The sequence below is a fragment of the Vibrio sp. QJM3NY_26 genome (assembly GCF_057786005.1).
Genome location: NZ_CM173515.1, coordinates 1139641 through 1164268, shown reverse-complemented (window position 1 = coordinate 1164268; position 24628 = coordinate 1139641). Strand labels below are relative to the sequence as shown.

The 24628-nt window shown below is 44.2% G+C and carries 22 protein-coding genes; 4 read left to right on the top strand and 18 right to left on the bottom strand.

Going from position 1 to position 24628, the window contains the following annotated elements:
- The first annotated feature begins 152 nt into the window (after nucleotides 1-152).
- The gene (gene bioA, locus AC3CH4_RS05230; RefSeq protein WP_488543420.1) at nucleotides 153-1430 is read left to right on the top strand and encodes an adenosylmethionine--8-amino-7-oxononanoate transaminase; all 1278 of its coding nucleotides are present in this window, start codon (nucleotides 153-155) and stop codon (nucleotides 1428-1430) included.
- 104 nt (nucleotides 1431-1534) lie between these two features.
- On the opposite strand, the gene AC3CH4_RS05225 is transcribed toward bioA, so the two are convergent.
- The 6 genes from AC3CH4_RS05225 to lrp all read right to left on the bottom strand — a co-directional run bounded on the left by AC3CH4_RS05225 (nucleotide 1535) and on the right by lrp (nucleotide 9394).
- On the bottom strand, nucleotides 1535-1801 hold the full coding sequence (locus AC3CH4_RS05225) for a DksA/TraR family C4-type zinc finger protein (protein ID WP_004734553.1): 267 nt from the start codon (nucleotides 1799-1801) through the stop codon (nucleotides 1535-1537).
- Between the two features lie 211 nt (nucleotides 1802-2012).
- Nucleotides 2013-3320, bottom strand: coding sequence for a serine--tRNA ligase (gene serS / locus AC3CH4_RS05220; RefSeq protein WP_004734554.1), 1308 nt, complete (start codon nucleotides 3318-3320; stop codon nucleotides 2013-2015).
- 142 nt (nucleotides 3321-3462) lie between these two features.
- Complete coding sequence (locus tag AC3CH4_RS05215) at nucleotides 3463-4818, bottom strand: replication-associated recombination protein A (protein ID WP_241907509.1); 1356 nt, start codon at nucleotides 4816-4818, stop codon at nucleotides 3463-3465.
- A 64-nt stretch (nucleotides 4819-4882) separates the two neighbouring features.
- A complete protein-coding gene (lolA, locus tag AC3CH4_RS05210) occupies nucleotides 4883-5479 on the bottom strand; it encodes an outer membrane lipoprotein periplasmic chaperone LolA (RefSeq protein ID WP_004734556.1) in 597 nt (198 codons plus the stop codon).
- A 75-nt stretch (nucleotides 5480-5554) separates the two neighbouring features.
- The gene (locus AC3CH4_RS05205; protein ID WP_488543419.1) at nucleotides 5555-8737 is read right to left on the bottom strand and encodes a DNA translocase FtsK 4TM domain-containing protein; all 3183 of its coding nucleotides are present in this window, start codon (nucleotides 8735-8737) and stop codon (nucleotides 5555-5557) included.
- 162 nt (nucleotides 8738-8899) lie between these two features.
- Nucleotides 8900-9394, bottom strand: coding sequence for a leucine-responsive transcriptional regulator Lrp (lrp, locus tag AC3CH4_RS05200; RefSeq protein ID WP_004734558.1), 495 nt, complete (start codon nucleotides 9392-9394; stop codon nucleotides 8900-8902).
- A 156-nt stretch (nucleotides 9395-9550) separates the two neighbouring features.
- Here lrp and ald point away from each other — a divergent pair, with 156 nt between their 5' ends.
- Nucleotides 9551-10675 (top strand): alanine dehydrogenase, encoded by a 1125-nt coding sequence (ald, locus tag AC3CH4_RS05195; protein ID WP_076676690.1) that lies wholly within the window; start codon nucleotides 9551-9553, stop codon nucleotides 10673-10675.
- Between the two features lie 221 nt (nucleotides 10676-10896).
- On the opposite strand, the gene AC3CH4_RS05190 is transcribed toward ald, so the two are convergent.
- Together AC3CH4_RS05190 and cysB are read right to left on the bottom strand one after the other, a co-directional pair.
- Nucleotides 10897-12105: a methyltransferase gene (locus AC3CH4_RS05190; protein ID WP_488543418.1), complete on the bottom strand. Its 1209-nt coding sequence runs from the start codon at nucleotides 12103-12105 to the stop codon at nucleotides 10897-10899.
- Nucleotides 12106-12274: 169 nt separating this feature from the next.
- Nucleotides 12275-13249 (bottom strand): HTH-type transcriptional regulator CysB, encoded by a 975-nt coding sequence (cysB, locus tag AC3CH4_RS05185; RefSeq protein WP_004734561.1) that lies wholly within the window; start codon nucleotides 13247-13249, stop codon nucleotides 12275-12277.
- A gap of 322 nt (nucleotides 13250-13571) precedes the next feature.
- Here cysB and AC3CH4_RS05180 point away from each other — a divergent pair, with 322 nt between their 5' ends.
- Entirely contained in the window at nucleotides 13572-14336 is a 765-nt protein-coding gene (locus AC3CH4_RS05180; protein WP_004734562.1) for a hypothetical protein, read from the top strand.
- Nucleotides 14337-14438: 102 nt separating this feature from the next.
- On the top strand, nucleotides 14439-15233 hold the full coding sequence (gene miaE, locus AC3CH4_RS05175) for a tRNA isopentenyl-2-thiomethyl-A-37 hydroxylase MiaE (RefSeq protein WP_346730226.1): 795 nt from the start codon (nucleotides 14439-14441) through the stop codon (nucleotides 15231-15233).
- A 126-nt stretch (nucleotides 15234-15359) separates the two neighbouring features.
- Here the strand turns inward: miaE and pyrF are convergent, their stop codons facing one another.
- The 10 genes from pyrF to msbA form a co-directional block, all read right to left on the bottom strand.
- Complete coding sequence (gene pyrF / locus AC3CH4_RS05170) at nucleotides 15360-16055, bottom strand: orotidine-5'-phosphate decarboxylase (protein ID WP_146457277.1); 696 nt, start codon at nucleotides 16053-16055, stop codon at nucleotides 15360-15362.
- A gap of 122 nt (nucleotides 16056-16177) precedes the next feature.
- The gene (lapB, locus tag AC3CH4_RS05165; RefSeq protein WP_004734543.1) at nucleotides 16178-17353 is read right to left on the bottom strand and encodes a lipopolysaccharide assembly protein LapB; all 1176 of its coding nucleotides are present in this window, start codon (nucleotides 17351-17353) and stop codon (nucleotides 16178-16180) included.
- A 12-nt stretch (nucleotides 17354-17365) separates the two neighbouring features.
- Nucleotides 17366-17638, bottom strand: a complete 273-nt coding sequence (locus AC3CH4_RS05160; RefSeq protein WP_004734544.1) for a LapA family protein — start codon at nucleotides 17636-17638, stop codon at nucleotides 17366-17368.
- A 129-nt stretch (nucleotides 17639-17767) separates the two neighbouring features.
- Complete coding sequence (ihfB, locus tag AC3CH4_RS05155) at nucleotides 17768-18052, bottom strand: integration host factor subunit beta (protein WP_017073307.1); 285 nt, start codon at nucleotides 18050-18052, stop codon at nucleotides 17768-17770.
- Nucleotides 18053-18173: 121 nt separating this feature from the next.
- On the bottom strand, nucleotides 18174-19844 hold the full coding sequence (gene rpsA / locus AC3CH4_RS05150; protein WP_017057038.1) for a 30S ribosomal protein S1: 1671 nt from the start codon (nucleotides 19842-19844) through the stop codon (nucleotides 18174-18176).
- Nucleotides 19845-19950: 106 nt separating this feature from the next.
- Nucleotides 19951-20631 (bottom strand): (d)CMP kinase, encoded by a 681-nt coding sequence (gene cmk / locus AC3CH4_RS05145; RefSeq protein WP_171314744.1) that lies wholly within the window; start codon nucleotides 20629-20631, stop codon nucleotides 19951-19953.
- A 295-nt stretch (nucleotides 20632-20926) separates the two neighbouring features.
- Entirely contained in the window at nucleotides 20927-21673 is a 747-nt protein-coding gene (gene kdsB, locus AC3CH4_RS05140; protein ID WP_004736427.1) for a 3-deoxy-manno-octulosonate cytidylyltransferase, read from the bottom strand.
- A complete protein-coding gene (locus tag AC3CH4_RS05135) occupies nucleotides 21673-21852 on the bottom strand; it encodes a Trm112 family protein (protein WP_004736429.1) in 180 nt (59 codons plus the stop codon). Before AC3CH4_RS05135 ends, kdsB begins: the two co-directional genes overlap by 1 nt.
- Complete coding sequence (lpxK, locus tag AC3CH4_RS05130) at nucleotides 21833-22840, bottom strand: tetraacyldisaccharide 4'-kinase (RefSeq protein WP_171314743.1); 1008 nt, start codon at nucleotides 22838-22840, stop codon at nucleotides 21833-21835. Before lpxK ends, AC3CH4_RS05135 begins: the two co-directional genes overlap by 20 nt.
- Before the next feature lie 14 nt (nucleotides 22841-22854).
- Entirely contained in the window at nucleotides 22855-24603 is a 1749-nt protein-coding gene (msbA, locus tag AC3CH4_RS05125; RefSeq protein ID WP_171314742.1) for a lipid A ABC transporter ATP-binding protein/permease MsbA, read from the bottom strand.
- Between the last annotated feature and the right edge of the window lie 25 nt (nucleotides 24604-24628).

Genomic DNA, 24628 nt, shown 5'->3' with positions numbered 1-24628 from the left:
CCTTTTTTATTTTCTTGATATTGCATCTCCATCAATAGAGATTGCATTTATGCTTGGCTAGTCTACCGACAAGCTTTAGACTGTCAACACATTGATAATATCAAAAGTTTACATCTGGTTATTTTTTAATCACACCAAGAATGGAAGTTACTATGGATCTCGCCTTTGATCGCCAGCATATCTGGCATCCTTACACATCAACGTTAACACCTCTGACCTGCTATCCAGTCACCAACGCAGACGGTGTTTACCTAGAATTAGAAGGCGGAAAACGAATTATTGATGGTATGTCATCTTGGTGGTCAACCATTCACGGCTACAATCATCCAGAGCTCAATGCTGCGGCTCACAGCCAAATCGATAAGGTTTCACACGTTATGTTTGGCGGTATCACCCACCAGCCCGCTATCGATTTATGTAAGAAGTTGTTGAATCTAGCACCCAGTAATCTTGAACATGTATTCTTGGCTGACTCTGGATCGGTAGCCGTGGAAGTAAGCCTCAAAATGGCGCTGCAATACTGGCACGCTAAAGGGCAACCTCGTTCAAAATTCTTAACACTGAGAGATGGCTACCATGGTGATACCTTTGCTGCGATGTCGGTGACTGATCCAGATAACTCGATGCACAGCCTCTACAAAGGCTTTTTGCCGGAGCACATTTTTGCCGATTCGCCAAAAACAGGCTTTTGGGATCAATGGGACGCGAACGACATCAACAGCTTTCGAGAGAAGCTGGCAAACCACCATCAAGAAGTCGCCGCGGTGATCTTAGAACCAATAGTTCAAGGTGCTGGCGGCATGCGCATATACCACCCTGAGTTCTTAAAACAGGTTCGCTTACTGTGTGATGAATTCAACGTATTACTTATCTTGGATGAGATTGCGACCGGGTTTGGCCGCACTGGGAAACTGTTTGCCTGTGAGCATGCCGGTGTTCAACCGGACATTCTATGCGTAGGTAAAGCGCTAACTGGTGGCTATATGACGCTGTCAGCGACGCTTGCGAGCAAAGAAGTCGCAGACACCGTATGTAGCGGTGAAGCAGGTTGCTTTATGCATGGGCCAACCTTTATGGGCAACCCATTGGCTTGCGCAGTCGGTGCGGCAAGTTTATCCATCATCGAGCAAGGCCATTGGAAAATTCAGACTCAACAGATTGAACAACTCTTTTCTGAGTTGCTACCACCGTTGCGAGAGCATGAACTGGTTAAAGACGTGCGTTGGTTAGGGGCTATTGGCGTTGTTGAGACTCACACGCCTGTGGATATGGAAACCATCCAAGCTCACTTTGTAGAGCAAGGCGTTTGGATACGCCCGTTTGGCAAATTGATTTATATGATGCCTCCCTTCATTAGCAAGCCTGAGCACATCGAGAAACTTGTTTCCGCTATTAATTGCGCATTAAAAGATCGCCACTGCTTTAAATAGAAGACAAAGCTATTACCTCTCCTTACTGGTTCATTTGCTATCTGCAATATTGAAGTTAAGGAGAGGTCGGTTCATTATTATCGACAATAGAGAGCGACTGCCTTCTAACGAAGTTGGCTGTCTTTACTTGCTCTGCGATTGAACAATGAGTGACGATGCGCAACGTGTTCAAACATGGACTGGCATCCAATACAGAAACGCACGCCTTTAATCGCTAGCCGTCTCTTTTCTGATATCTCATCACCGCACTCGTCACAATAATGCAAGCTTTCCCCACTTTGAATGTTCCCTCTTACACGAGAGATCTCATCATCAATGGTATTTTGAATTTGCTGACTGACGCTATCGTCACCTGCCCATCCTACGGCCATAAGTCCTCCTCTGTAATTGCATGAGAAAATTTGTACCTACCGCGGTAAGAACGCATTATAACCATTTTTTAGTGATGTAATAATAACCAAAATTAGAGAAACACTATTACAAATGAGTAATGAAATTGGTCCTCGACTCGCTACTTTCCGGTGTAACAGATAATAAAAAACCCAGCCGATTGACTGGGTTTTCGTATAACAGTTTAACTGATTAACCGATGTGCGTTACGCCGCCCATGTATGGTTGAAGTACTGTTGGGATAGCAATACGGCCGTCAGCTTCTTGGTTGTTCTCAAGGATAGCAACCATAGTACGACCAACAGCAAGACCAGAACCGTTTAGTGTGTGTACAAGTTCAGGTTTCTTCTCGCCTTTACGACGGAAACGAGCTTGCATACGACGCGCTTGGAAATCCCACATGTTTGAACAAGAAGAAATTTCACGGTAAGTCTCTTGTGCTGGAACCCATACTTCTAAGTCGTAAGTTTTCGCAGAACCGAAGCCCATGTCACCAGTACATAGAATCACTTTACGGTAAGGAAGCTCTAGAAGTTGAAGTACTTTCTCAGCGTGACCTGTTAGCTCTTCAAGCGCTGCCATTGAGTCTTCTGGCTTAGTAATTTGTACTAATTCAACTTTGTCGAATTGGTGCATACGGATAAGACCACGAGTGTCACGACCGTAAGAACCCGCTTCAGAACGGAAACATGGAGTGTGAGCTGTCATCTTAAGTGGCAGTTCAGCTTCATCAGTAATCGTGTCACGAACCATGTTCGTTACCGGTACTTCTGCAGTAGGGATAAGCGATAGCGTCTTAAGAGGTACATCACTTACTTGCTCAGTTAGCGGGCTTGTGTGGAACAAGTCTTCGCCGAACTTAGGAAGTTGACCAGTACCGTATAGGCTATCGTGGTTCACTAGGTACGGTACGTACATTTCTGTGTAGCCGTGTTCATCAGTGTGAAGGTCCAGCATGAACTGAGCAATAGCACGGTGTAGACGTGCGAATTTGCCTTTCATCACGATGAAACGAGAACCAGAAATTTTAACTGCGCTAGCAAAATCAAGACCGCCAGACATTTCGCCTAGATCCACGTGATCTTTCACTTCGAAGTCGTAAGTCTTAGGTTGACCCCAACGAGAAACTTCTACGTTGTCGTCTTCATCTTTACCGTCTGGCACTTCTGCGTCAGGTAGGTTAGGAATCGACATTGTGATCGTTTCTAGCTCAGATTGAAGCTCAGCCAATGTTACTTTAGCTTGGTCTAGTTCTGCGCCTAAGTTGCCTACTTCAGCAAGGATACGCTCAGCTTCTTCATGGTCGCCTTTTGCTTTCGCTTGACCAATGGACTTCGATCGAGAGTTACGTAACGCTTGCAGCTCTTCAGTTTTCATCTGAAGGGACTTACGTTTTTCTTCAAGTTCACGAATTGTCTCTACATCAAGGGTGAAGCCTCGACGTGCTAATTTTGCCGCTGTTTCATCCAGCTCAGCTCGAAGTAATTTAGAATCCAGCATTGCTAATCCTATGCTTTAGTTATTTGAATATTCAGTAGATTGCTACTGAATCACTGCTAAACCCCTAAAATTGGTGCTATTTCGACCAATTTCAAACGATTTAATTGAATTTTTATGACTAGGTAACGATATCCAAAAAAGACTACTTTTCATAGCGTTTTTGTGGGCTTTTTGCGTCCAAATCCGCCAGATAATCTAGCTTCTCGCCAATTTTAGTCTCTAAGCCTCGTTTTGTTGGGAAATAGTATTGCTTCTCTCCCATTTCAGGGGGCAAATACTTTTCGCCAGCTGCGTAGGCACCAGGTTCGTCATGAGCATAACGGTATTCTTGCCCGTAGCCCATGTCCTTCATCAAAGTTGTGGGTGCATTTCGTAAGTGATGAGGAACTTCATACTCAGGCAGATTGTGTGCATCCGTTAACGCTTGCTTCCAAGCGGTGTAAACGGCGTTACTCTTTGGTGCACACGCGAGATAAACAACCGCCTGTGCAATAGCACGCTCCCCTTCGGCAGGACCAATTCGAGTGAAGCAGTCCCAAGCGGACATTGCGACCTGCATTGCTCTTGGGTCAGCGTTGCCAATATCTTCAGAAGCAATCGCCAGCAAACGTCTTACGATATACAAAGGATCACAACCCGCAGCAATCATTCTTGCTGACCAATACAACGCTGCATCAGGGTTTGAACCGCGAATCGATTTGTGAACAGCGGAGATCAAGTCGTACCAAATATCGCCCTTATTATCAAAGCGAGCGACTTTCTCCCCTGCTACCTCAGCCAGCAACTGTAACGTTATCGCTTTCTCGCCTTTGTCGTTGTCTTCTGCCATGTCATACAGCAGCTCAAGATAGTTGAGCGACATACGTGCGTCACCGTTGACCAGTTCAGCGAGGCGATCTAAGACGTTATCAGCAAAATCAGCCGTCACATCACCCAGACCGCGCTGTTTATCTTCAATAGCCTGGCGAATAACGAGAGAAATATCATCGGTATTAAGCGAAGTCAGCTTGTAAACACGCGCACGTGACAACAAAGCGTTGTTCAATTCAAAGGATGGATTTTCTGTGGTCGCGCCGATAAACGTAACCGTGCCATCTTCGATATGAGGTAAGAACGCATCTTGCTGACTTTTGTTAAAGCGATGGACTTCGTCCACAAATAGAATCGTTCTACGCCCTGCTTGTTTGTTTTCACGCGCTTTTTCAATCGCGATACGAATGTCTTTTACGCCCGAAGTTACCGCCGATACGCGCTCAACTTCAGCATTGGCATAGTTTGCTGCTACTTCGGCTAACGTGGTTTTACCGGTGCCCGGAGGCCCCCATAAAATCATCGAGTGAATATGGCCCGCTTCCAACGCTCTACGAAGTGGTTTACCTGGGCCTAATATATGCTGCTGACCGATGTACTGTTCGACAGTTTCAGGTCTCATACGAGCAGCAAGGGGACGAAAATCTTCGTCCCCCGCAAAATCTAAGCTGTAATTACTCAATTGCAATCTCTTGATTCGTTGATGGCATCTGTGCCTATCGACGTACTACCAAATGATCTGCTTCATTAGATCAGTTTCTTTGGTCGTCGACCTCGACACCTTCCGGTGCCACAAAAGTAAAGCGGTCTGCTGCAGGTTTACCTAAGTCAACATTGCTAAAGGTAAACTCACCTTTCTGACCGTCTTGTTCAATCACGTTAAAGCCCTGAACAATGCCCTTTTCAGTGATCTTAATCTGGAAATCGCCCTGATTAGAATCCACAGCTGTTGGCGTTAGCGTAAATTGGTTACCCGTTTGTGCGACATTGTAGTTGTCCCAATCGCTTTCTTGGTTACGAGTCAGCAAGACAAAAGGTGTTTGTGATGTTGCTTGCTCTTGCCAGTAAATACTAACCTGCTCAATGAACGGGCTGTAGTACCACAAGCTTTGACCATCAGATACCAACACGTTTTCATCAGGGAAAGTCGTTTCCCAACGGAATAAGCTTGGGCGTGCAATCTCAACCGTGCCCTCGCCTTCCATAACAACATCACCATCAGGGCTAGTCACGACTTGTTTAAAGTCGGCGCTAAAACCTGCATTCAATGACAAGCGGCTACTCAGTTCTTCTTTCGGAGAAGCCAATACTGAAAAGCTCATAAATAAAAGTGCGAATACTTTTTTCATCAATAATCCTGTTAGAACATAAGTCGGTCATATTTTCGATTTGACCGACTTAATAGTTATGAGTTCCGAATGGAACTAATCTTTTGGTGGCGCTGGCGCTAAGACTTCACGGTTACCGTTATGGCCCGGAGTACTCACAATGCCTTGAGCTTCAAGCTGCTCAACAATTCGTGCCGCGCGGTTGTAGCCAATCTTGAATCGACGTTGCACGCCAGAAACTGAACCACGACGTGAATGGACAACGTGTTCTACCACTTGATCAAACAGTGGATCGACTTCTTCATCGCCTTCCATCTTCTCACCCGGTAACAGTGTTTCCGGGGTTTGGTCGCCGTTCGTAATCTCTTCAATATAGTTTGGCTTACCGCGTGCTTTCCAGTTGTTCACTACCGCGTGTACATCATCATCAGATGCAAACGCACCGTGTACACGAGTTGTGTGGCTTGAACCCGGTGGTAAGTACAACATATCACCCATACCCAATAATGATTCTGCACCACCTTGGTCAAGAATAGTTCTTGAATCTGTTTTGGTTGATACCGTAAAGGCAACACGTGTTGGGATGTTTGCTTTAATAAGACCAGTAATAACATCCACCGAAGGACGTTGAGTGGCTAAGATCAAGTGAACACCAGCCGCACGCGCTTTCTGCGCCAAACGTGCAATCAGTTCTTCCACTTTCTTACCGACTACCATAATTAAATCAGCGAATTCATCGACGACAACCACAATATAAGGCAGTTTTTCCAACAATGGTGCTTCAGGGTCCATGCTGTCGCCCGGCTTCCATAGTGGGTCATGGATTGGGTGACCCGCTTCCGCGGCCATCTTCAACTTGTCGTTGTAGCCTTTGATGTTACGAACACCTAGAGCCGACATCAGTTTGTAACGACGTTCCATTTCACCTACACACCAACGAAGGGCGTTAGATGCATCTTTCATGTCAGTCACAACTTCAGACAACAGATGTGGAATACCTTCATAGATAGATAATTCCAACATTTTCGGGTCGATCATGATGAAGCGAACATCTTCTGGTGATGCCTTGTAAAGCATACTCAATATCATCACGTTTACACCGACAGACTTACCAGAACCGGTTGTACCTGCAACCAGAACATGTGGCATCTTCGATAGGTCAGCAATAACCGCTTCACCAGCAATATCTTGCCCTAGAACAACGGTCGTTGGTGACTTCGCTTCTTGGAACTGAGGGCTGCCCACCACATCGGAGAAGAATACGGTTTGACGGCTCATGTTCGGCAATTCTAAACCAACATAAGGTTTACCCGGTATTACCTCGACGACACGTACTGCCAATGCAGAAAGCGAACGAGCTAAGTCCATAGAAAGGCCAGAAATACGGCTTACTTTGACGCCCGGAGCCAGATCGAGTTCAAATCGAGTGATGACAGGACCTGGGAAAATATCAACCACATCAGCTTTGATCTTGTAGTCCGCTAGCTTCGATTCAACAAGACGAGCGATCGCCTCTAGTGCATCGCGGTCAATAAAGGTTTCGCGTTTTTCAGGGTGGAACAACAACTCAAGCGTTGGCAATGGTTCGGCCGGTTTCGGTAAGTTAACATCTTGCTGTACCAGGAACGGGTTTTGTGTCGCCGCCATGTTCGCTTGTGCCTCAGAGACAAGGCTTTGGAAGGCTGCAACATCTTGATCTTGGTGAAGAGGCTCTTCTTCTGTTACCTGTTCCCAAGGAAGATCAACCGTTGGCTCTTGAGTTTGTTCGTTTGATTGCTCAAATTCTGAATTATTCTGTTGGTTAATTAAAGACTCAGGTTGCTCTGCATTATCTTCTTCAGTCGATACAGACTCGAATTCTGAAGGCTGCTCATAACTTTGTTCTTCAGCCACATCAAACGGTGATGCTTGTACTGAGAAATCGTTTTCACTTGCTTCTTCTAGTTCGCCCATTGGCGAAGCGTATAACGATTCAGGTTGAACATCTTCCGTATCGAATTTGCTCTCAACTTCTGGAGTGCGAACAACTTCTAAAGTGCTATCGACTGCTGACTCAGCACTTTCAAGGCCAATATCAGTAGGGACAACTTCTGGTTGGTCGTTCTGCATGTATTGTTGGTACGCAGCCTGAGATTCGTGAGCATCAGTCTGATCTTGCTCAGCAAGATCATCTTCATACATAGCGGCATTTTCTAGCTGCTCTATCGTCGCATTCAACTGCTTCGAGCGCTCAATACCTTCTTCTAAAGGTTCTTCTGGCGCGTGGTAAATAGGAGCGACAGAGATAGGTTGCTCTGGTTGAATTTCAGGTTGAACTTGCGGTGCTTCATAAGTAGAAACCTCTGGCTTAGCTGGAGCCTCTACTGGCATATGGATATTGTAATGACGCTTCGACGTTGCACTGTTGTCCAACGCATTGACGCTAGTGTCTGAAGAGTCGTTGGTCGCAGAGAAGCTCATCGCTGGGTCGATCTGATCTTGTTCTGCTTCTTTATACCCTTCTATAGCCTTACCTTCGATAAGATTGTCTTCTAACGCAGGGACATCACGGAAAGTCGGATTTTGATGACGTTCTGTTAGAGAACCTCTGTCTGTCGATTCTTTCAATTCAGGCTCAAGTAGCTCTTGATCTTGGCCACGAGCCTTATTAACAGCAGATGTAAAAAATTTAATGGCACATTCGCCTAGCCATTCCACAATACTTAACCAAGAAATTCCGGTTAATAGCGTCAAGCCAGCTCCCCATAAGAAAAGAAGAACTAGCGTACTACCGAGAACATTTAACGTGGGAAGCGCAAGGCTTGTTAGTACGTCACCCACGACACCACCTGACGAAAAGTACCAAATGTCGTCAAAGTTGATATCGGCTAGACCGCAACTAGTAAGAATAAGGACAGTAAGGCCAAGTAAGCGAGTACCCCACAGCATGAAATCGATCTGCTCGTCTTCATTACGTTTACGGAATAATACCCACGCAGCAACCGTTACCAAGATAGGTAAAGGGTAAGCCAAAGAACCAAACACAAAGAAAAGCGTATCCGCCAACCATGCACCTAGGTAGCCACCGGCGTTTTGAATGTCACCACCCCACGCCGTTTGCGACCATGATGGGTCTGCAGGACTAAAAGTTAATAACGCAACGGCAAGTAGAATAGAGAAGAGAACACCCATAATCAGGCTGCACTCTTTTAGACGTTGAGAACCATTCAAACGAGGAGACTGAGGCTCTTCACTCGTTTTAATGATTGTTTCTACTTTATTACTGCTCTGCTTGAACATAAACCAACTTAATAATTAAACGGAATAAAACATCTCGAGCGACCAAAGCCGCCCGTTTCAATGAAACTACTGTTGATTTAACCATATCAAACAGAAAAACCCAATTCCAGAAAGCAAGAAAGCGGAACAAATGTCCGCTTTCTTTCATTTCACCAATTGTGACTAACGAGTTTTAATCACAAGTTGATTGGTTTGTTTCACTTCTTCCATTACAACGTAAGTTCGAGTGTCGTTTACGCCCGGTAGACGAAGTAACGTATCACCCAGTAGCTTACGGTAAGCACCCATATCCGATACACGTGTTTTTAGAAGATAGTCAAAATCACCCGACACTAAATGACACTCTTGGATGTCATCCAGTTTCTGCACAGCGGTGTTGAATTGTTCGAACACATCTGGAGCACCACGGTTCAACGTAATTTCAACAAACACTAAAAGTGAAGCATCAAGATACTGTGGGTTCAGCAACGCTGTGTACCCAGTAATGTAACCTTGACGTTCTAAACGACGAACACGCTCAAGACATGGAGTGGGAGAAAGTCCTACTCGTTTTGAGAGTTCAACGTTTGAGATACGACCGTCTTTTTGCAACTCATTAAGAATGTTGCGGTCAATACGATCTAGTTCCTTGGACGGCTTCTTATAATTGTCTGCCATTTTTTATTCCACCTTATTACTTCCTTGCAAAAAAATATACTACAACTTTTTAATATTCGGTATCAAATTCTATCTGAACCTATCTATACTAGATATTAATTCGACAGAATTACCCTACACATAGATAAAACAACCATAATATAATGAGGAGTCAGGATGATCATTGGCGTACCGAAGGAAATCAAGAACCACGAATACCGCGTTGGTATGACCCCAGCTAGCGTGAGAGAACTAATCTCACATAGCCACCAAGTTTTTGTTGAAACCAATGCCGGTACTGGTATCGGTTTTTCAGACGATGATTACATCGCTGTAGGCGCATCCATTCTTCCTACTGCTGCTGACGTTTTCGCGAAAGCAGAGATGATTGTAAAGGTTAAAGAACCTCAAGCTGTCGAGCGAGCTATGCTTCGTGAAGGGCAAATATTATTTACCTATTTACACCTTGCACCAGATTTTCCACAAACGGAAGAGCTAATCAAGAGCAAAGCTGTCTGCGTAGCCTATGAGACTGTAACAGATAATATGGGTCGCTTGCCACTATTAGCACCAATGTCTGAAGTCGCTGGTCGCATGTCTATTCAAGCAGGTGCACAAACACTAGAAAAATCTAACGGTGGTTGTGGCCTTCTTCTTGGCGGCGTTCCTGGTGTTGAACCAGCAAAAGTTGTTGTTGTTGGCGGCGGTGTTGTGGGTGCTAACGCAGCACGTATGGCTGTTGGCCTTCGCGCAGACGTAACCATTCTTGATCGCAACGTAGATACGCTTCGTCGTCTTGATGAAGAATTCCAAGGTCGCGCAAAAGTGGTTTATTCTACTGAAGACGCTATCGAGAAGCATGTTCTAGAAGCAGACCTAGTGATTGGTGCAGTACTGATCCCAGGTGCAGCAGCGCCTAAATTGGTTACAAAAGAGCACATCGCTAAGATGAAGCCAGGTTCAGCTGTTGTTGATGTTGCAATCGACCAAGGTGGTTGTTTCGAAACTTCACACGCAACCACTCACGCAGATCCAACTTACATTGTAGATGACGTAGTTCACTACTGTGTTGCTAACATGCCAGGTGCCGTTGCTCGTACTTCTACTTACGCGCTAAACAACGCAACACTTCCTTACATTGTTAAGCTAGCGAACAAAGGCTACCGCGAAGCACTTCTATCTGATGAAGGTTTCCTAGAAGGTCTAAACGTAATCCACGGTAAAGTGACTTGTAAAGAAGTTGCAGAAAGCTTTGACCTAGAATACGTAGCGCCTGCAGAAGCAATCGCAATGTTTAACTAATGCTGCAATAGCTAACTGAACGCAATAATCTTCTCGTTGAAGCGTTCAGTTAACTTATACACATTAAACAAAAAGCCAGTACGACATTATGTCGCGCTGGCTTTTTTGCATTTATAGTTTTGTCTTGTATTTATAGCTTCATTTTTCATTTATGACTTTGTTTTGCGTTTATGAGTTTATGAGTTTATGAGCTTAGATCGTAAAACACGCAGCAGTTCTGTTTACTGATAACTCTCGACTTTAACCCCATGAATCAATAGGTTTCTTGGCGTAATACTGCGTTCACAGAACTCTTCAATCGAAGCTTCATAGCCTTGTTCTTGCAGATAGATGGCACGATCTAAGGCCAACCATATCTCCAATGGGCGTCTAAAGACTTGTTGTACTAAGCTCAACTTCTCCATTTCCCAGAAAAGCGCCTCGCCTTGGGCTAAGTAGAAATCAAAATCAATATCTGAACCAAGCGATATCTCTTTTACTTCAGATGCCCAGCAACAAAATGATTCAAAGCCCTTAGATAGCTCCGATTTCTTGATGCTTGGCACTGGAATGTATTCGTCGACACCAAGTTCACCCTTAAGTAGTTGGCTAAAGCCTAATCGGTAACTCATTTCTAACTGACGGTGTCTCTTGACCCTTTCACCACCGGTGACGGTTTCTTGAAGCGGGATTCTTAAATCACTTTTACTTAGGGCTAATGCAGAGCTTTTCGCAACGGAAGACATGGCTTGGTAGTTTTCACCACGAATAAGATGGTAGCAGCAAGGAGAAATGGTCACTGCAGGAAGTCCATGTGAAACAGATTTCTTCACTAGTTCAACATGAAGGTCGCCACAAGCATGAAGAGCAACAGCATGTTGATTTGAGTTAAACACCCGATCTGCATCTTTTGAAAACGCGTCACCTTGAACAAAGCTCATATCTAGATGTTGAGCATCTGCAATCTTTTGCCCACTTTCACACAGTGACTGTTGCCACTCAAAGCTAGTGACCTTTTGATCTGACTGCTGAGATAAGATTCGACCGAGAAAGCCTTTGCCAGAGCACCATTCAAGCCACTCTTTACCGTGATGGTGATCTAATGAAGCCTCTCCCATCGCCACGATTTGTTGCAGCTTTCTGCCGGGAATACCATCAACAGTACCACGTGGGAGGTCTAATCCAATCAAAGCCGCATTATCAAACTGGATATTTTGGTTAGCAGCATCTAATCGAGGGAGGAAGCGAGTCAGTTCCTCGACCAAAAGCGGAGGCTGCTCTTTTAACGTTTGAACGCGCTCAATACTCAAACCTTCTAACCAATCGACAAGTGGGCGATTCACATCTTTCCATGGTTGATGGTGAGTTTGGCATAGATGAAAAGGCTCCGAACGCCAGTAAATCTGGTGCTCTAGCAAAAATGAATCGAGTATTTTAAATCGTGAATGCATGCTTCCCCCTATGATGCGAGGATTGTAGGGGTAAGAGGCTAAAATGGAAAGGAAGGTTACAAATTGAGGTTGTATAAAGACAACCTACCAGCAAGCAAACCACAAATGAGCTTAAATGAAAACGGCCTGTAAACAGGCCGAATAGGAATCGAATTAAAGACTGTGCCCCTTAGCGAACAGGCAGGTCGATGTCTTTAAACATCTCTTCGATTTCTTCATTCGATTTCAAAGAAATAGCTTGTTCAACCACAGGACGAGTTAGGTGTGGTGCAAAACGCTCCATAAAATCAAACATGTAAGAACGCAGGAAAGTGCCTTTTCTAAAGCCAATGCTTGTGGTGCTAGCACCAAATAGGTGACTCGCATCAATAGCAACCAAATCTGTATCTTGCTCGTGGTCAATCGCCATACTTGCGATTACACCAACTCCGATCCCCATACGAACATAAGTTTTGATTACGTCTGCATCCGTTGCGGTAAATACAACGCGAGGTGTTAATCCTACTTTGTTGAATGCAGTATCAAGCTCAGAACGGCCAGTAAAACCAAATACATAAGTCACGAGAGAATAAGCAGCAAGATCTTCAATCGAGATAGTTCGTTTTTGCGCAAGAGGATGATCTTTAGTTACGACTATTGAACGGTTCCAATGATAACAAGGCAGCATAATTGCATCTTGATAAAGGTGCAGCGCTTCCGTTGCAATCGCAAAGTTCGCAGTCCCTTTAGCAACCGCTTCTGACATCTGGCTTGGTGTACCTTGGTGCATGTGAAGCGACACTTTTGGATAACGAGCCGTGAAACCTTTAATCACATCAGGGAGCGCATAACGAGCTTGAGTATGAGTGGTTGAGATATTCAATGTGCCCATCTCAGGATGAGTGTGCTCACCCGCGACTGCTTTAATACTCTCTACACGTGCCAAAATCTCTTGAGAGATACGAATAATATCCTCACCGGCTTGTGTAACCTGAGTTAAATGCTTACCGCTACGTTCAAAAATCTGAATGCCTAGCTCGTCTTCAAGTAACCTAACTTGCTTACTAATGCCGGGCTGAGATGTATACAAACTCTCTGCTGTCGCTGAAACATTTAGGTTATGGTTTAGAACCTCAACAATGTACTTCAGTTGCTGTAACTTCATATCTAACCTCGTAATCCTTTACTCATTTCTGCGCTAACTTATTTGCAAATAGAGCTTTATAGTCTCGTGTAATATAATTAATAGTTATAACGCTTCGAGAACCAAAATGACAGAAATAATGAGTTTTTCTAGCTTAACAAACAAAAACATCACTAACGCTTTGCAACCCACACCTCATTCTCATACATTAGTTGGTAAGTTTTGATTGCCGATTGTGCTCAACAAGAGATAATCAGAAATTGCAATTTACGAGTGCCGATACACAATGGAATCGTGTATCCTCTCAAGTTAGCTATAGAAAACAACAAGCAGACACAAATATATGAATATTGGTTTAATAATCGCCTTAGTCGCCGTTCTTTTGGTGTTGGTTTTAGGCTACAACATCATGCTTCAATACAAAGTTAAGGTAGAAACAGCGAAGAAACAGGAAGCTTCTCGTTATCTAACCATTATTGACGGAACAGAAGAGTTGATTGGCAATGCTCATCACATGCCGTTTAGCCAAGATCTTCTTATATGCTTAAACAATCGAATTCTTGATGCGTTAGAAAACATGTATCAGCTCGATCCCAAAAACAAGCAGCTTGCCCAACGCATTGAAAGCGTAAAACAACAAATCACTCAGCTTAAAGAGAACTACCAAGGTGGTGAAAGTACTACCTTCCGCGTTCCAAGCAGTGACAAACAAGCGATCATGATGCTGAAGCTAGTTAAGCGCCTACGTGATACGGTCCGTAACGAGCACAATAAAGGCCGCTTCGAGACTCAAGCTTATGTTGTTGAAAACGCTCGTTTAGAGACGATTCAAATTCGTATCAACATCGAAAATGTTATCAAGCGTGCAAACGACTCGATTTCTCGAGGACAACCAGGCACAGCAATTCAGTTACTGCGTAAAGGTATCGACGCATTAGCAACTAAGAACGATTCATACTCTACTCAAGCGAAAGAAAAGCTTCAGCAGATGCTTAACGATCTTGATCAGAAGCGCCAAGATAAAAACGCGCAAGATTTACAACAGATCGAATCTAAAGAGCGTGACGAAGACATGGACGCCCTCTTCGGTCAGAAGAAGAAATGGTAACTGTCTAACGCAATACTTAAAGGCCGCTTATTTACATTAAATTAGCGGCCTTTTTTGTACCTGTTGAATTTCCTTTCTCTGTATAGGGAGATCTCTTGAGCTGTGATAAAATCCCGCATTATCAACAAACTTGCCCTGACCATGTATCAAGAATTATTAGCTCCAATCCACTCTTTTCTTAAAGCTGAAACGCCAGATTCATGGATCGATGAAGCCAAAAAGCCTGAAAACCTTCACATCATTCTACGCGATCACATGCTTTGTGAGCTTAAGGCGGCACAGAGTGCTTTGTTCCTTATCCGCAAGTACGCAGTTGATAAAGAAAGCGCAAAGCAACTGAATGAGTGGATTTTGCCCTACGAGCAATTTGCTTACCGTCGTATCGGAGACTTAGAGTCTCTGCGTGGTAAAAGCAACGTATCAAAGCAAATTACAGCGAAAGAAGGCTGTAATTACGGCGCTGACCTGATCGATAAAATGGTATTGCTGATCAAAGAAGAGCTGCATCATTTCTACCAAGTCATGGAATTGATGGTAAAGAAAGGCGTCACTTACCAACCGATTGAAGCGGGTCGCTACGCTAAGGGTTTAATCAAGCAAGTCAAAACTTACGAACCCGACGCTCTAGTTGATAAGCTCATCATCGGTGCGTTTATCGAAGCTCGCTCTTGTGAACGTTTCGCTAAATTAGCTCCATTCTTGGAAGAAGATATGGAGAAGTTTTACGTGTCTCTGCTTCGCTCAGAGGCTCGTCATTACCAAGATTACCTTGAGTTAGCAGAGCAGATCGCAGGGAAAGATATCTCAGAGCGTATTGCTCATTTCTCGCAAGTAGAAGCGGAACTTATCACTTCAGAAGACAGCGATTTTAAATTCCATAGTGGCGCTCCGGTTTAGACTAGGCAAGATAACTCAAGTCCAGACCAATTCAATGCCTCATACACAAATGAAAAGGCCTCGAACACAAATAAGAAGGCCAGCAATTTGCTGGCCTTCTTATTCGCATAGCTTTCTGATGCAAACCTAAGCTAGCGTACCGTTGATCTCTGCAAGTACAGCGGCAGGGTCTATCGCTTGAGTGATAGGGCGACCGATAACAAGGTAGTCAGAACCTGACTCAATCGCTTTAGAAGGCGTCATGATTCTCTTCTGGTCACCAACATCAGTACCTACAGGACGAATACCAGGAGTTACTAGCTTGAATTCTTGGCCAAGTGCACCTTTCAGTAAAGAAGCCTCTTGTGCCGAACATACAACGCCGTCTAAACCAGAGTTTTTAGTCAGAGATGCCAAGCGCATCACCTGCTGCTGTGGCTCAAGATCCAAACCAATACCCGCCAAGTCAGATTGCTCCATACTGGTCAGTACTGTCACGCCAATTAGCAATGGACGATCTTTACCATACGGTTCCAAAATTTCGCGAGACGCCGTCATCATGCGCTCACCACCACTTGCATGTACGTTCACCATCCAAACGCCTAGTTCTGCGGCAGCTCTCACAGCTTTTGAACATGTGTTTGGGATGTCGTGGAATTTAAGATCCAAAAATACTGAGAAACCACGTTTATGCAATTCACGAACAAATTCAGGACCAAACAAGGTAAACATCTCTTTGCCCACTTTTAGACGGCAAGATGCTGGGTCAATACGATCAACAAAGGCTAACGCATCCGCTTGGTTATCATAATCCAATGCTACAATGATTTTTTGGTCGTTCATTTCATCTCCTAACGCAGTTAACTTTCTACAAAATATTTATACCAATCAGGCCATAAATAACAGTCATAAAAATGCAGCCCGAAAGCTGCAATTAATAATTTGGTCTTAAAATGACCACAAATCTATTCACCATCAAGCCCACGAATAGGCTTGATCGTTCCCCACCCCTTACATGAAGGGCAGTGCCAATACATTGAGTGTGTTGAGAAACCACACTGACGACAACGATAATGAGGCTTAACCTTAAGTTGTTCACCAACCATAGATTGAAGTGTGGTTAAGCTGTCTTTCGCACGACCTTCTTCTGCTTCCGCTAGGTGATAATCGATTAATCGATAAAAACCCTTCATGGTTGGATTTTTGACTAGCTGCTTTGTTAGTAGCTCTTGAGCAGAACCAACATCTTCATGGTGAGCAACCAATTGAGCGAGCATCAGTTCAGCGGATACACCAGCTTTATTCTGAATACAAGCTTTAAGGAACTCGACCAATTGAGCCTCTTGCCCAAGCTTGTGGTAACACTCAGCAAGGGTTGGCAACACCTCACTAATAAAGTCGATATCTTGCTCGAGTACCGACTCCAAACAATCGATTGTCTTTTGGTAGTCTTCGTTCGCTAAGTGGAACTTGCCTAGAGCAATGCTAGCACGAACACATTTAGGGTCTTCAGAAAGTGCCTTTTTGAAATGCTGAAGCGCTTTAGAGCGATTACCATCGGCTTGCTCTTGCATCGCAAGTTCACACCAGAAATGTGCAACGGTCGCGCGCATCTTCATTTTCTTCTTACCGAGCTTAACTAGGATATTTCCGTAATGAATAGCCTTGTTCCACTCTCGAGTTTGCTGATAAATAGCAACCAACTGCTGCAGAGCACCCTCTTTGTGATCGGGTTCTTCAACAAGCTGTTCAAAGATTTTTTCGGCGCGATCAAGAAAGCCAGAGACCATATAATCTTTAGCTAATTGTTGTAGTGCGAGGTTTTTCTGATCGAGAGTAAGCCCCGAACGAGAGATAAGATTTTGGTGGATACGAATAGCACGGTCGACTTCACCTCTAGAGCGGAACAAGTTGCCCAAAGCTAAGTGAGTATCGATGGTTTCATTGTCGACTTGAAGGAGTTCAATGAAGTGATCAACCGCTTTGTCAGACTGATCTGACAGTAATAGGTTCAAACCCGTCACGTATTGACGGGAAATCTGGTGTGATTGTTTCTGTTTTTCTTGCTGAGCATTACGATTACCCATATACCAACCGTAAGCAGCGGCAATAGGTAAGAGCAAGAACAGTAACTCTAACATCAAATAAGACCTTTAAGCTTTGGTATCAGCAGCTACCTGCTTTGATTGCTTATTGAGTTGTTTCTTCAAACGATGAATTCTCAGTTGAGATCGCATGTGCATATTGCCGAAGACTAACCAAGCAAGACCAAAACCTGAAACAAAGACAACACCTAATAAGCTTGATAGGTGGAAATCACCTTGCGCTAGCAGATAGTTGAAATTCACACTTGTTTGGTTTTGAGAGCCTAAAGCCAGTGCAATTAGGAAAAGTGCGATAACAGCGACTATTTTTATAATTTTCATAGTTCATCACTCATTGGTTAGTTAGCTGTACGATTATGCAGGAAAATTACTAATCAGACCACCATATTATGGTCATAAAAAAGCGGCATACATTATAGTATGCCGCTTTTCTTAATTCCGATAAGTAGTCTACAGTCCTGAGTTTACTCGTTCGCGTAGCTCTTTACCTGGTTTAAAGTGAGGAACGTATTTGCCTTCCAACTCAACCTTGTCACCAGTTTTAGGATTACGTCCAACACGAGGTTCACGGAAATGCAGAGAAAAACTGCCAAAACCGCGAATTTCGATTCGATCACCACTTTCTAGTGTTGAAGCCATGTGCTCTAAAATGTCTTTTACAGCGTCTTCAATTTCTTTTGCAGAAAGGTGCGTTTGCTCAGCGCACAGTCTTTCAATCAATTCAGACTTAGTCATAGTTACCCTCGTTGGTTTTCTTTTTAGAAATTATAGACCTATCGGAAAAATAAGCAAAAAAAAAGGAGCCTTGCGGCTCCTTTCTTGGCTATATAGCTATAATTCTCTTAATGAGAAGCTATTATTCGCCTTTAGCAGCTTTGAATGCGTCTGCCATTGCGTTACCGAACGCGCCTTCATCAGACTTGTTCAGTGAAGCCATTGCTTCTTGCTCATCAGCTTCATCTTTAGCTTTGATAGATAGGTTGATTACGCGGTTCTTACGGTCTACACCAGTGAACTTCGCTTCAACGCTGTCGCCAACGCTTAGGATTAGAGATGCATCTTCGATACGGTCACGAGAAACTTCAGAAGCGCGTAGGTAACCCTCAACGCCTTCGATTAGCTCGATAGTAGCGCCTTTCGCGTCAACTGCAGTTACAGTACCGTTTACAAGAACACCTTTCTTGTTATCAGCAACGTATGCGTTGAACGGGTCGTTTTCCATTTGCTTAACGCCAAGAGAAATACGCTCACGCTCTGCATCTACTGCTAGAACAACAGCAGAGATTTCGTCGCCTTTCTTGTATTCACGTACAGCTTCTTCGCCGGCAGCGTTCCAAGAAATGTCAGATAGGTGTACAAGACCGTCGATACCGCCTTCTAGACCGATGAAGATACCAAAGTCAGTGATAGACTTGATCTTACCAGTAACTTTGTCGCCCTTAGCTTGCATTTCTGCAAATGACTGCCATGGGTTAGCTTTACACTGTTTCAGACCTAGAGAGATACGACGACGTTCTTCGTCGATATCAAGAACCATAACCTCAACTTCGTCGCCAACATTAACAACTTTAGAAGGGTGGATGTTCTTGTTAGTCCAATCCATTTCAGAAACGTGTACTAGACCTTCAACGCCTTCTTCGATTTCAACGAAGCAGCCGTAGTCAGTTAGGTTCGTAACACGACCAGAAAGTTTGTGACCTTCTGGGTAACGCTTAGCGATTGCTACCCATGGATCTTCGCCAAGTTGCTTAAGACCTAGTGAAACACGAGTGCGCTCACGATCGAACTTAAGAACTTTAACTAGGATTTCGTCACCAACGTTAACGATCTCTGATGGGTGCTTAACACGCTTCCAAGCCATATCTGTGATATGTAGAAGACCGTCAACACCGCCAAGATCAACGAATGCACCGTAGTCAGTAAGGTTCTTAACGATACCTTTAACTTCAGTACCTTCTTGTAGAGTTTCAAGAAGTTCGTCACGCTCAACACTGTTTTCAGATTCGATAACAGCACGACGAGAAACAACAACGTTGTTACGCTTCTGGTCTAGCTTGATTACTTTGAACTCTAGCTCTTTGTTTTCTAGGTGAGCAGTGTCACGGATAGGACGTACGTCTACTAGAGAACCAGGAAGGAAAGCACGGATACCGTTAAGTTCAACAGTGAAACCGCCTTTAACTTTACCGTTGATGATACCAACAACAGTTTCAGCTTCTTCACAAGCTTTCTCAAGTACGATCCAAGCTTCATGACGCTTAGCTTTCTCACGAGAAAGTTGAGTCTCACCGAAACCATCTTCAACAGCGTCTAGAGCTACGTCTACTTCAGCACCAACTTCAACTTCAAGTTCGCCAGCAGCGTTCTTGAATTGTTCAGCAGGGATAGCAGATTCAGACTTAAGACCAGCATCTACAAGAACGAAACCGTTCTCGATAGCTACTACAGTACCTTTAACGATGCTGCCTTGTTGGAATTCAGTTTCAGATAGAAACTCTTCAAAGAGTTGAGCAAAAGATTCAGTCATTATTTAATCTTCAATAATTAAACGTCCATGGGTATCCTACCGCATGGGGTTGATAAATTCGCCGGTCATCATCCTTGCGACCAACGTTCGTACTAGCTCGGCGAAATTACCCAGCCAGTTTCGATTCAATATAGTGTAGTGCTTTTTCTACTACCTGCTCAATATTCATTGAGGTGGAATCAAGCACTAGAGCATCCTCTGCAGGGCGAAGTGGCGCCACTGGGCGATTACGATCTCGGTCGTCTCGCTCTTGGATCTCGCTCAAAAGGTCGTCAAATTTAACATCTAACCCCTTCTGTTGCAACTGTTTAAGGCGGCGACTCGCACGCTCTTCAGCACTTGCATCTAAAAATATTTTCGCTCCAGCTTCAGGAAACACAACCGTTCCCATGTCACGGCCATCAGCAACCAAACCAGGTGCCGCGCTGAATGCGCGTTGACGACGAAGCAGTGCTTCACGAACGCGAGGTAAAGCTGCTACTTTTGAAGCTGCCATGCCGGTTTCTTCTTTGCGAAGTTCACCAGACACATCTTCACCTTCTAGGATAACCTTAACTAAGTCGCCTTCAGCAATAAACTGCACGTCTAAGTGTGTCGCAAGCGGTACTAAAGCATCTTCTGATTCAGTATCCACACCATGGTGAATTGCCGCTAAAGCCAATACGCGATAGATCGCGCCTGAGTCTAGAAGATGAAAGCCTAGCTTATCTGCTAGCAACATACACAGGGTACCTTTACCTGCACCACTTGGTCCATCAACCGTAATCACTGGGCTTTGAGAAGGCATCTTTTACTCCACGTTTTGTCGTAAGTTTTATTCTGTACTAGCGATTCGCCACTACTTTATAGGCGGAATATTATAGAGAAAAATTGGAAGTCGAGCGAGGTAAATCTCAGATAATTCCGAGTTGATGATGCATAAACCAATGCAACCAGCCCAATATCCGTTTGCTTAGGTCAATAAGACACGCACGCGCTTTTCGATAGCGCACTTTTAGATAGATAGAAAAAAGCCTCGCAACTAGCAAGGCTCATGAATTTGCATTTTGTAGAGCAAAGAAGAAGTAGTAGCTCAAAGAAGCTTAGCCAATAATAGCTCGAACCGCTTCTAGATCTTCAGGCGTATCAACACCAGCAGCAGGCGCCTCTTCTGCAACTGCCACATGGATTTTTTCACCATACCAAAGTACACGTAACTGCTCTAGGCACTCAATACGCTCAAGGGTACTTGGTTCCCAATTGATATAGGTATTGATAAAACCCGCACGATAAGCGTAGATGCCAATGTGACGAAGCAGTGGAGATTCCGCTGCTGTACCGTTGTTCGCGTAAGCATCGCGATCCCAAGGAATAGTAGCTCGGCTAAAGTACAGGGCATACCCATCTTTGTCCGTCACAACTTTTACAGCGTTAGGATTAAACACTTCATCAGCATGAGTAATTTCCACACCGAGTGTTGCCATCGGAGCTGTACTGTTCGCAAGATTGTTAGCAACCTGATTAATGATCGCAGGTGGAATAAGTGGCTCATCACCTTGAACATTCACGATAATATGATCATCAGGAATCTTCATAACTTCAATCACTTCAGCTAGGCGTTCAGTACCTGATTCATGATTCGGTGATGTCATACAAACGGTCGCGCCAAATGCTTTAGCCGCTTTTTCAACTCGAGCGTCGTCGGTAGCGATAATAACGTTATCGGCACCCGCTTTCATTGACTGTTCGTATACCCATTGAATCATCGGCTTTCCACCAATGTCAGCAAGCGGCTTTCCAGGTAAACGGCTCGATTGGTATCTCGCAGGTATAACAACCGTATAAGACATTACTTACCCTCATCCATTGAAACGGTGCGAGCTTCAGGTTCTAAAAGAACAGGAATACCCTCTTTAATTGGGTAAGCAAGGCGATCAATTTTACAAACAAGCTCTTGCTTATCCTTGTCAAAAGTTAGTTTACCTTTACATACAGGGCAAGCAACGATCTCAAGCAGACGGTGATCCATAGTATTCCATAACCTCTTTTATTCTTTTTAAAATTTGCTGTTGCGAATCTTCATCGAACTGCGCAGATACCGGAAGATACCACCAGTTGTCTTGAGCATATTCTTCGCATTTTACAGCGTCTTTTTCTGTCATAATCATATTCATACCTTTCTTTGCTAAGGCATAAAGTTCATCTTTATCGAAATCTTGATGGTCGGCGAAGCCCTGTGTGAAAACCACATCACCATCAAGATCTTCCAATGTTTTAAAAAAGCGTGGCGGATGACCAATACCAGCAAAAGCGACCAACTTCTGTAGTTCTGCTACCGATATTTTCTGACCAGTCTTTAGGTTAACGGCTTGGCTTGGTCGCAAAGACATAGAGAATTCCCGCCCCTGCACTTCACCGCCATTGTTAACCAAAAAGTCTACGTCATCTAAACGAGATACTGGCTCTCTTAGTGGACCCAAAGGAATGAGGCATTCACTACCAAAGCGTCTCGCACCATCGATAACCGCAAACTCAATATCGCGTTCAAGTGCATAATGCTGAAGGCCGTCATCAGTGATAATGACATTAACCCCTTCGCTCAATAAAGCTTTCACCGCGTTTGCACGCACAGGATCGACTGCGACAGGCGCACCCGTTCGCTTTCTGATTAAACGAGGTTCATCACCAGAATGTTCAGCCGGCGTGCTCTCATCCAACACTAACGGGTAGCTTGGTGCTTTTGCCCCGTAGCCTCGGGAAACGACTCCGGGTTTAAAACCGTTAGCCTGCAGCATCTCGACCAACCAAATCACAACCGGTGTTTTACCATTGCCACCAGCAGTAATATTACCAACAACAATCACAGGCAATGGTGGACGGTATGTCTCTTTTTTCCTCGATAGATAAGCGTCACGACGTCGGCTACTGATCATTTTGAACAGCAGACTCAATGGCCATAATAACGGCCAGAGAATGTATTTTAACGGGTGATTGTTAAACCAAATCTTTTCGATCACAACAAGACCTAATCTTATCCGCTAAACTGAATTCGGTGTAGTTGCGCATAAGCGCCATCATGCGCAATTAGCTCCGCGTGTGCACCTCTTTCTACAATACGACCATCATCAACCACTAAGATCTCATCGGCTTGTTCAATAGTAGAGAGTCGGTGTGCGATAACCAATACTGTCTTGTCCTTTTGCAGCTCTTCTAACGCAGATTGGATCGCTCTCTCTGATTCAGTATCCAAAGCCGATGTAGCTTCATCAAGAATCAATACTGGAGCCTCTCTTAACAACGCTCTTGCAATAGCGATACGTTGTCTTTGGCCGCCAGATAGGCTTGCCCCATTCTCACCAACAATCGTATCAATGCCGTTTTCCATGCCTTCGATAAATTCAGTAGCATGAGCAAGCTTAGCCGCGTGTTCGATCTGTTCGCGAGAATATTTAGCTTCTGCTGCGTAAGCAATGTTGTTGGCTACCGTATCGTTAAACAGGTGTACATTTTGAGAAACAAGCGCAAAGTGCTCACGTAGGTTTCTCAATTCGTAATCACGAATGTCGTGGCCATCAAGTTCGATAGAGCCTGAGTCTACATCATAAAAACGAGTAAACAGATTAGCAATGGTACTCTTGCCCGAACCTGATCGGCCGACAAGTGCAACGGTCTTGCCTTTCGGTATATTAAAACTGACCTTATCAAGCGCTGGTTTCTCAGCACCTTGGTAAGTAAATGTCACATCTTTTACCGCAACTTCACCATTTACGGTTTCAGGTTTCAGCGTACCCTTGTTTTGCTCAGTATCTAAGTCCATTAAACCAAATAGAGTGGTACTCGCCGCCATACCTCGTTGGAATTCCGAAGTTACATTGGTTAAGGCTTTTAGTGGACGTAGTAAGCCAAACATCGCGGAGAACACAACGGTAAACGTACCTGCTGTTAGCTCAGCTTTAATTGAATCAACACTCGCGAGATAAAGAACAACAACAATCGCTATAGAGGCAATCATCTGAATAATTGGGTTAGCGGCAGCTTGAGCCGTCACCAGCTTCATGCTTTGTTGGCGCATCTGGTTGCTAACCGTATCAAAACGGCCTCTTTCTAGCTCTTGACCACCGTAAGTTAGGACCACTTTATGACCTTTCAGCATTTGTTCTGCTGAAGAAGCAACATGTCCCATGCTGGTTTGCATGTTCTTAGAAATTTTTCTGAATCGCTTTGATACAATACTAATTGCCCAAGCAACAAAAGGAGCGACAGCAAATAGAACTAAAGACAACTGCCAGCTATTCCAGAACATCAGCGTCAGCAAGCCAATGATGCTGGCACCTTCACGCACGATACTCACCAAAGCTTTACTGGTCGCAGCAGATACTTGTTCTGAATCGTAAGTAATTCGAGATAGCAGTGCGCCCGTCTGCTCTTTATCAAAGAAAGAAACAGGCATGTGCATAAAGTGGCTAAAGATCTTACGGCGAATCTCCATCACCACATTGCCAGAGACCCAGCTTAAGCAATAGGTTGAAACGAAGCCACTCACACCACGAATGAACATCATGGCAAAGATAATAATAGGGAGCGTGCGTAAGAAGTCTGATTCAGCGTTACCAAAGCCTTCATCAAGTAGAGGCTTCAGTAAAGAAATCATATAGGTATCAGAGACGGCATTTATAATAAGCGCAATAACCGCAACACCAAGGCCGGCCTTATACAGTCGAATATAAGTCCAAAGTCTTTTAAATGTGACCCAGGTAGTTTCATCTGTTTGTGTTGACATAGAATCGCTTAATTTTCTCACAATA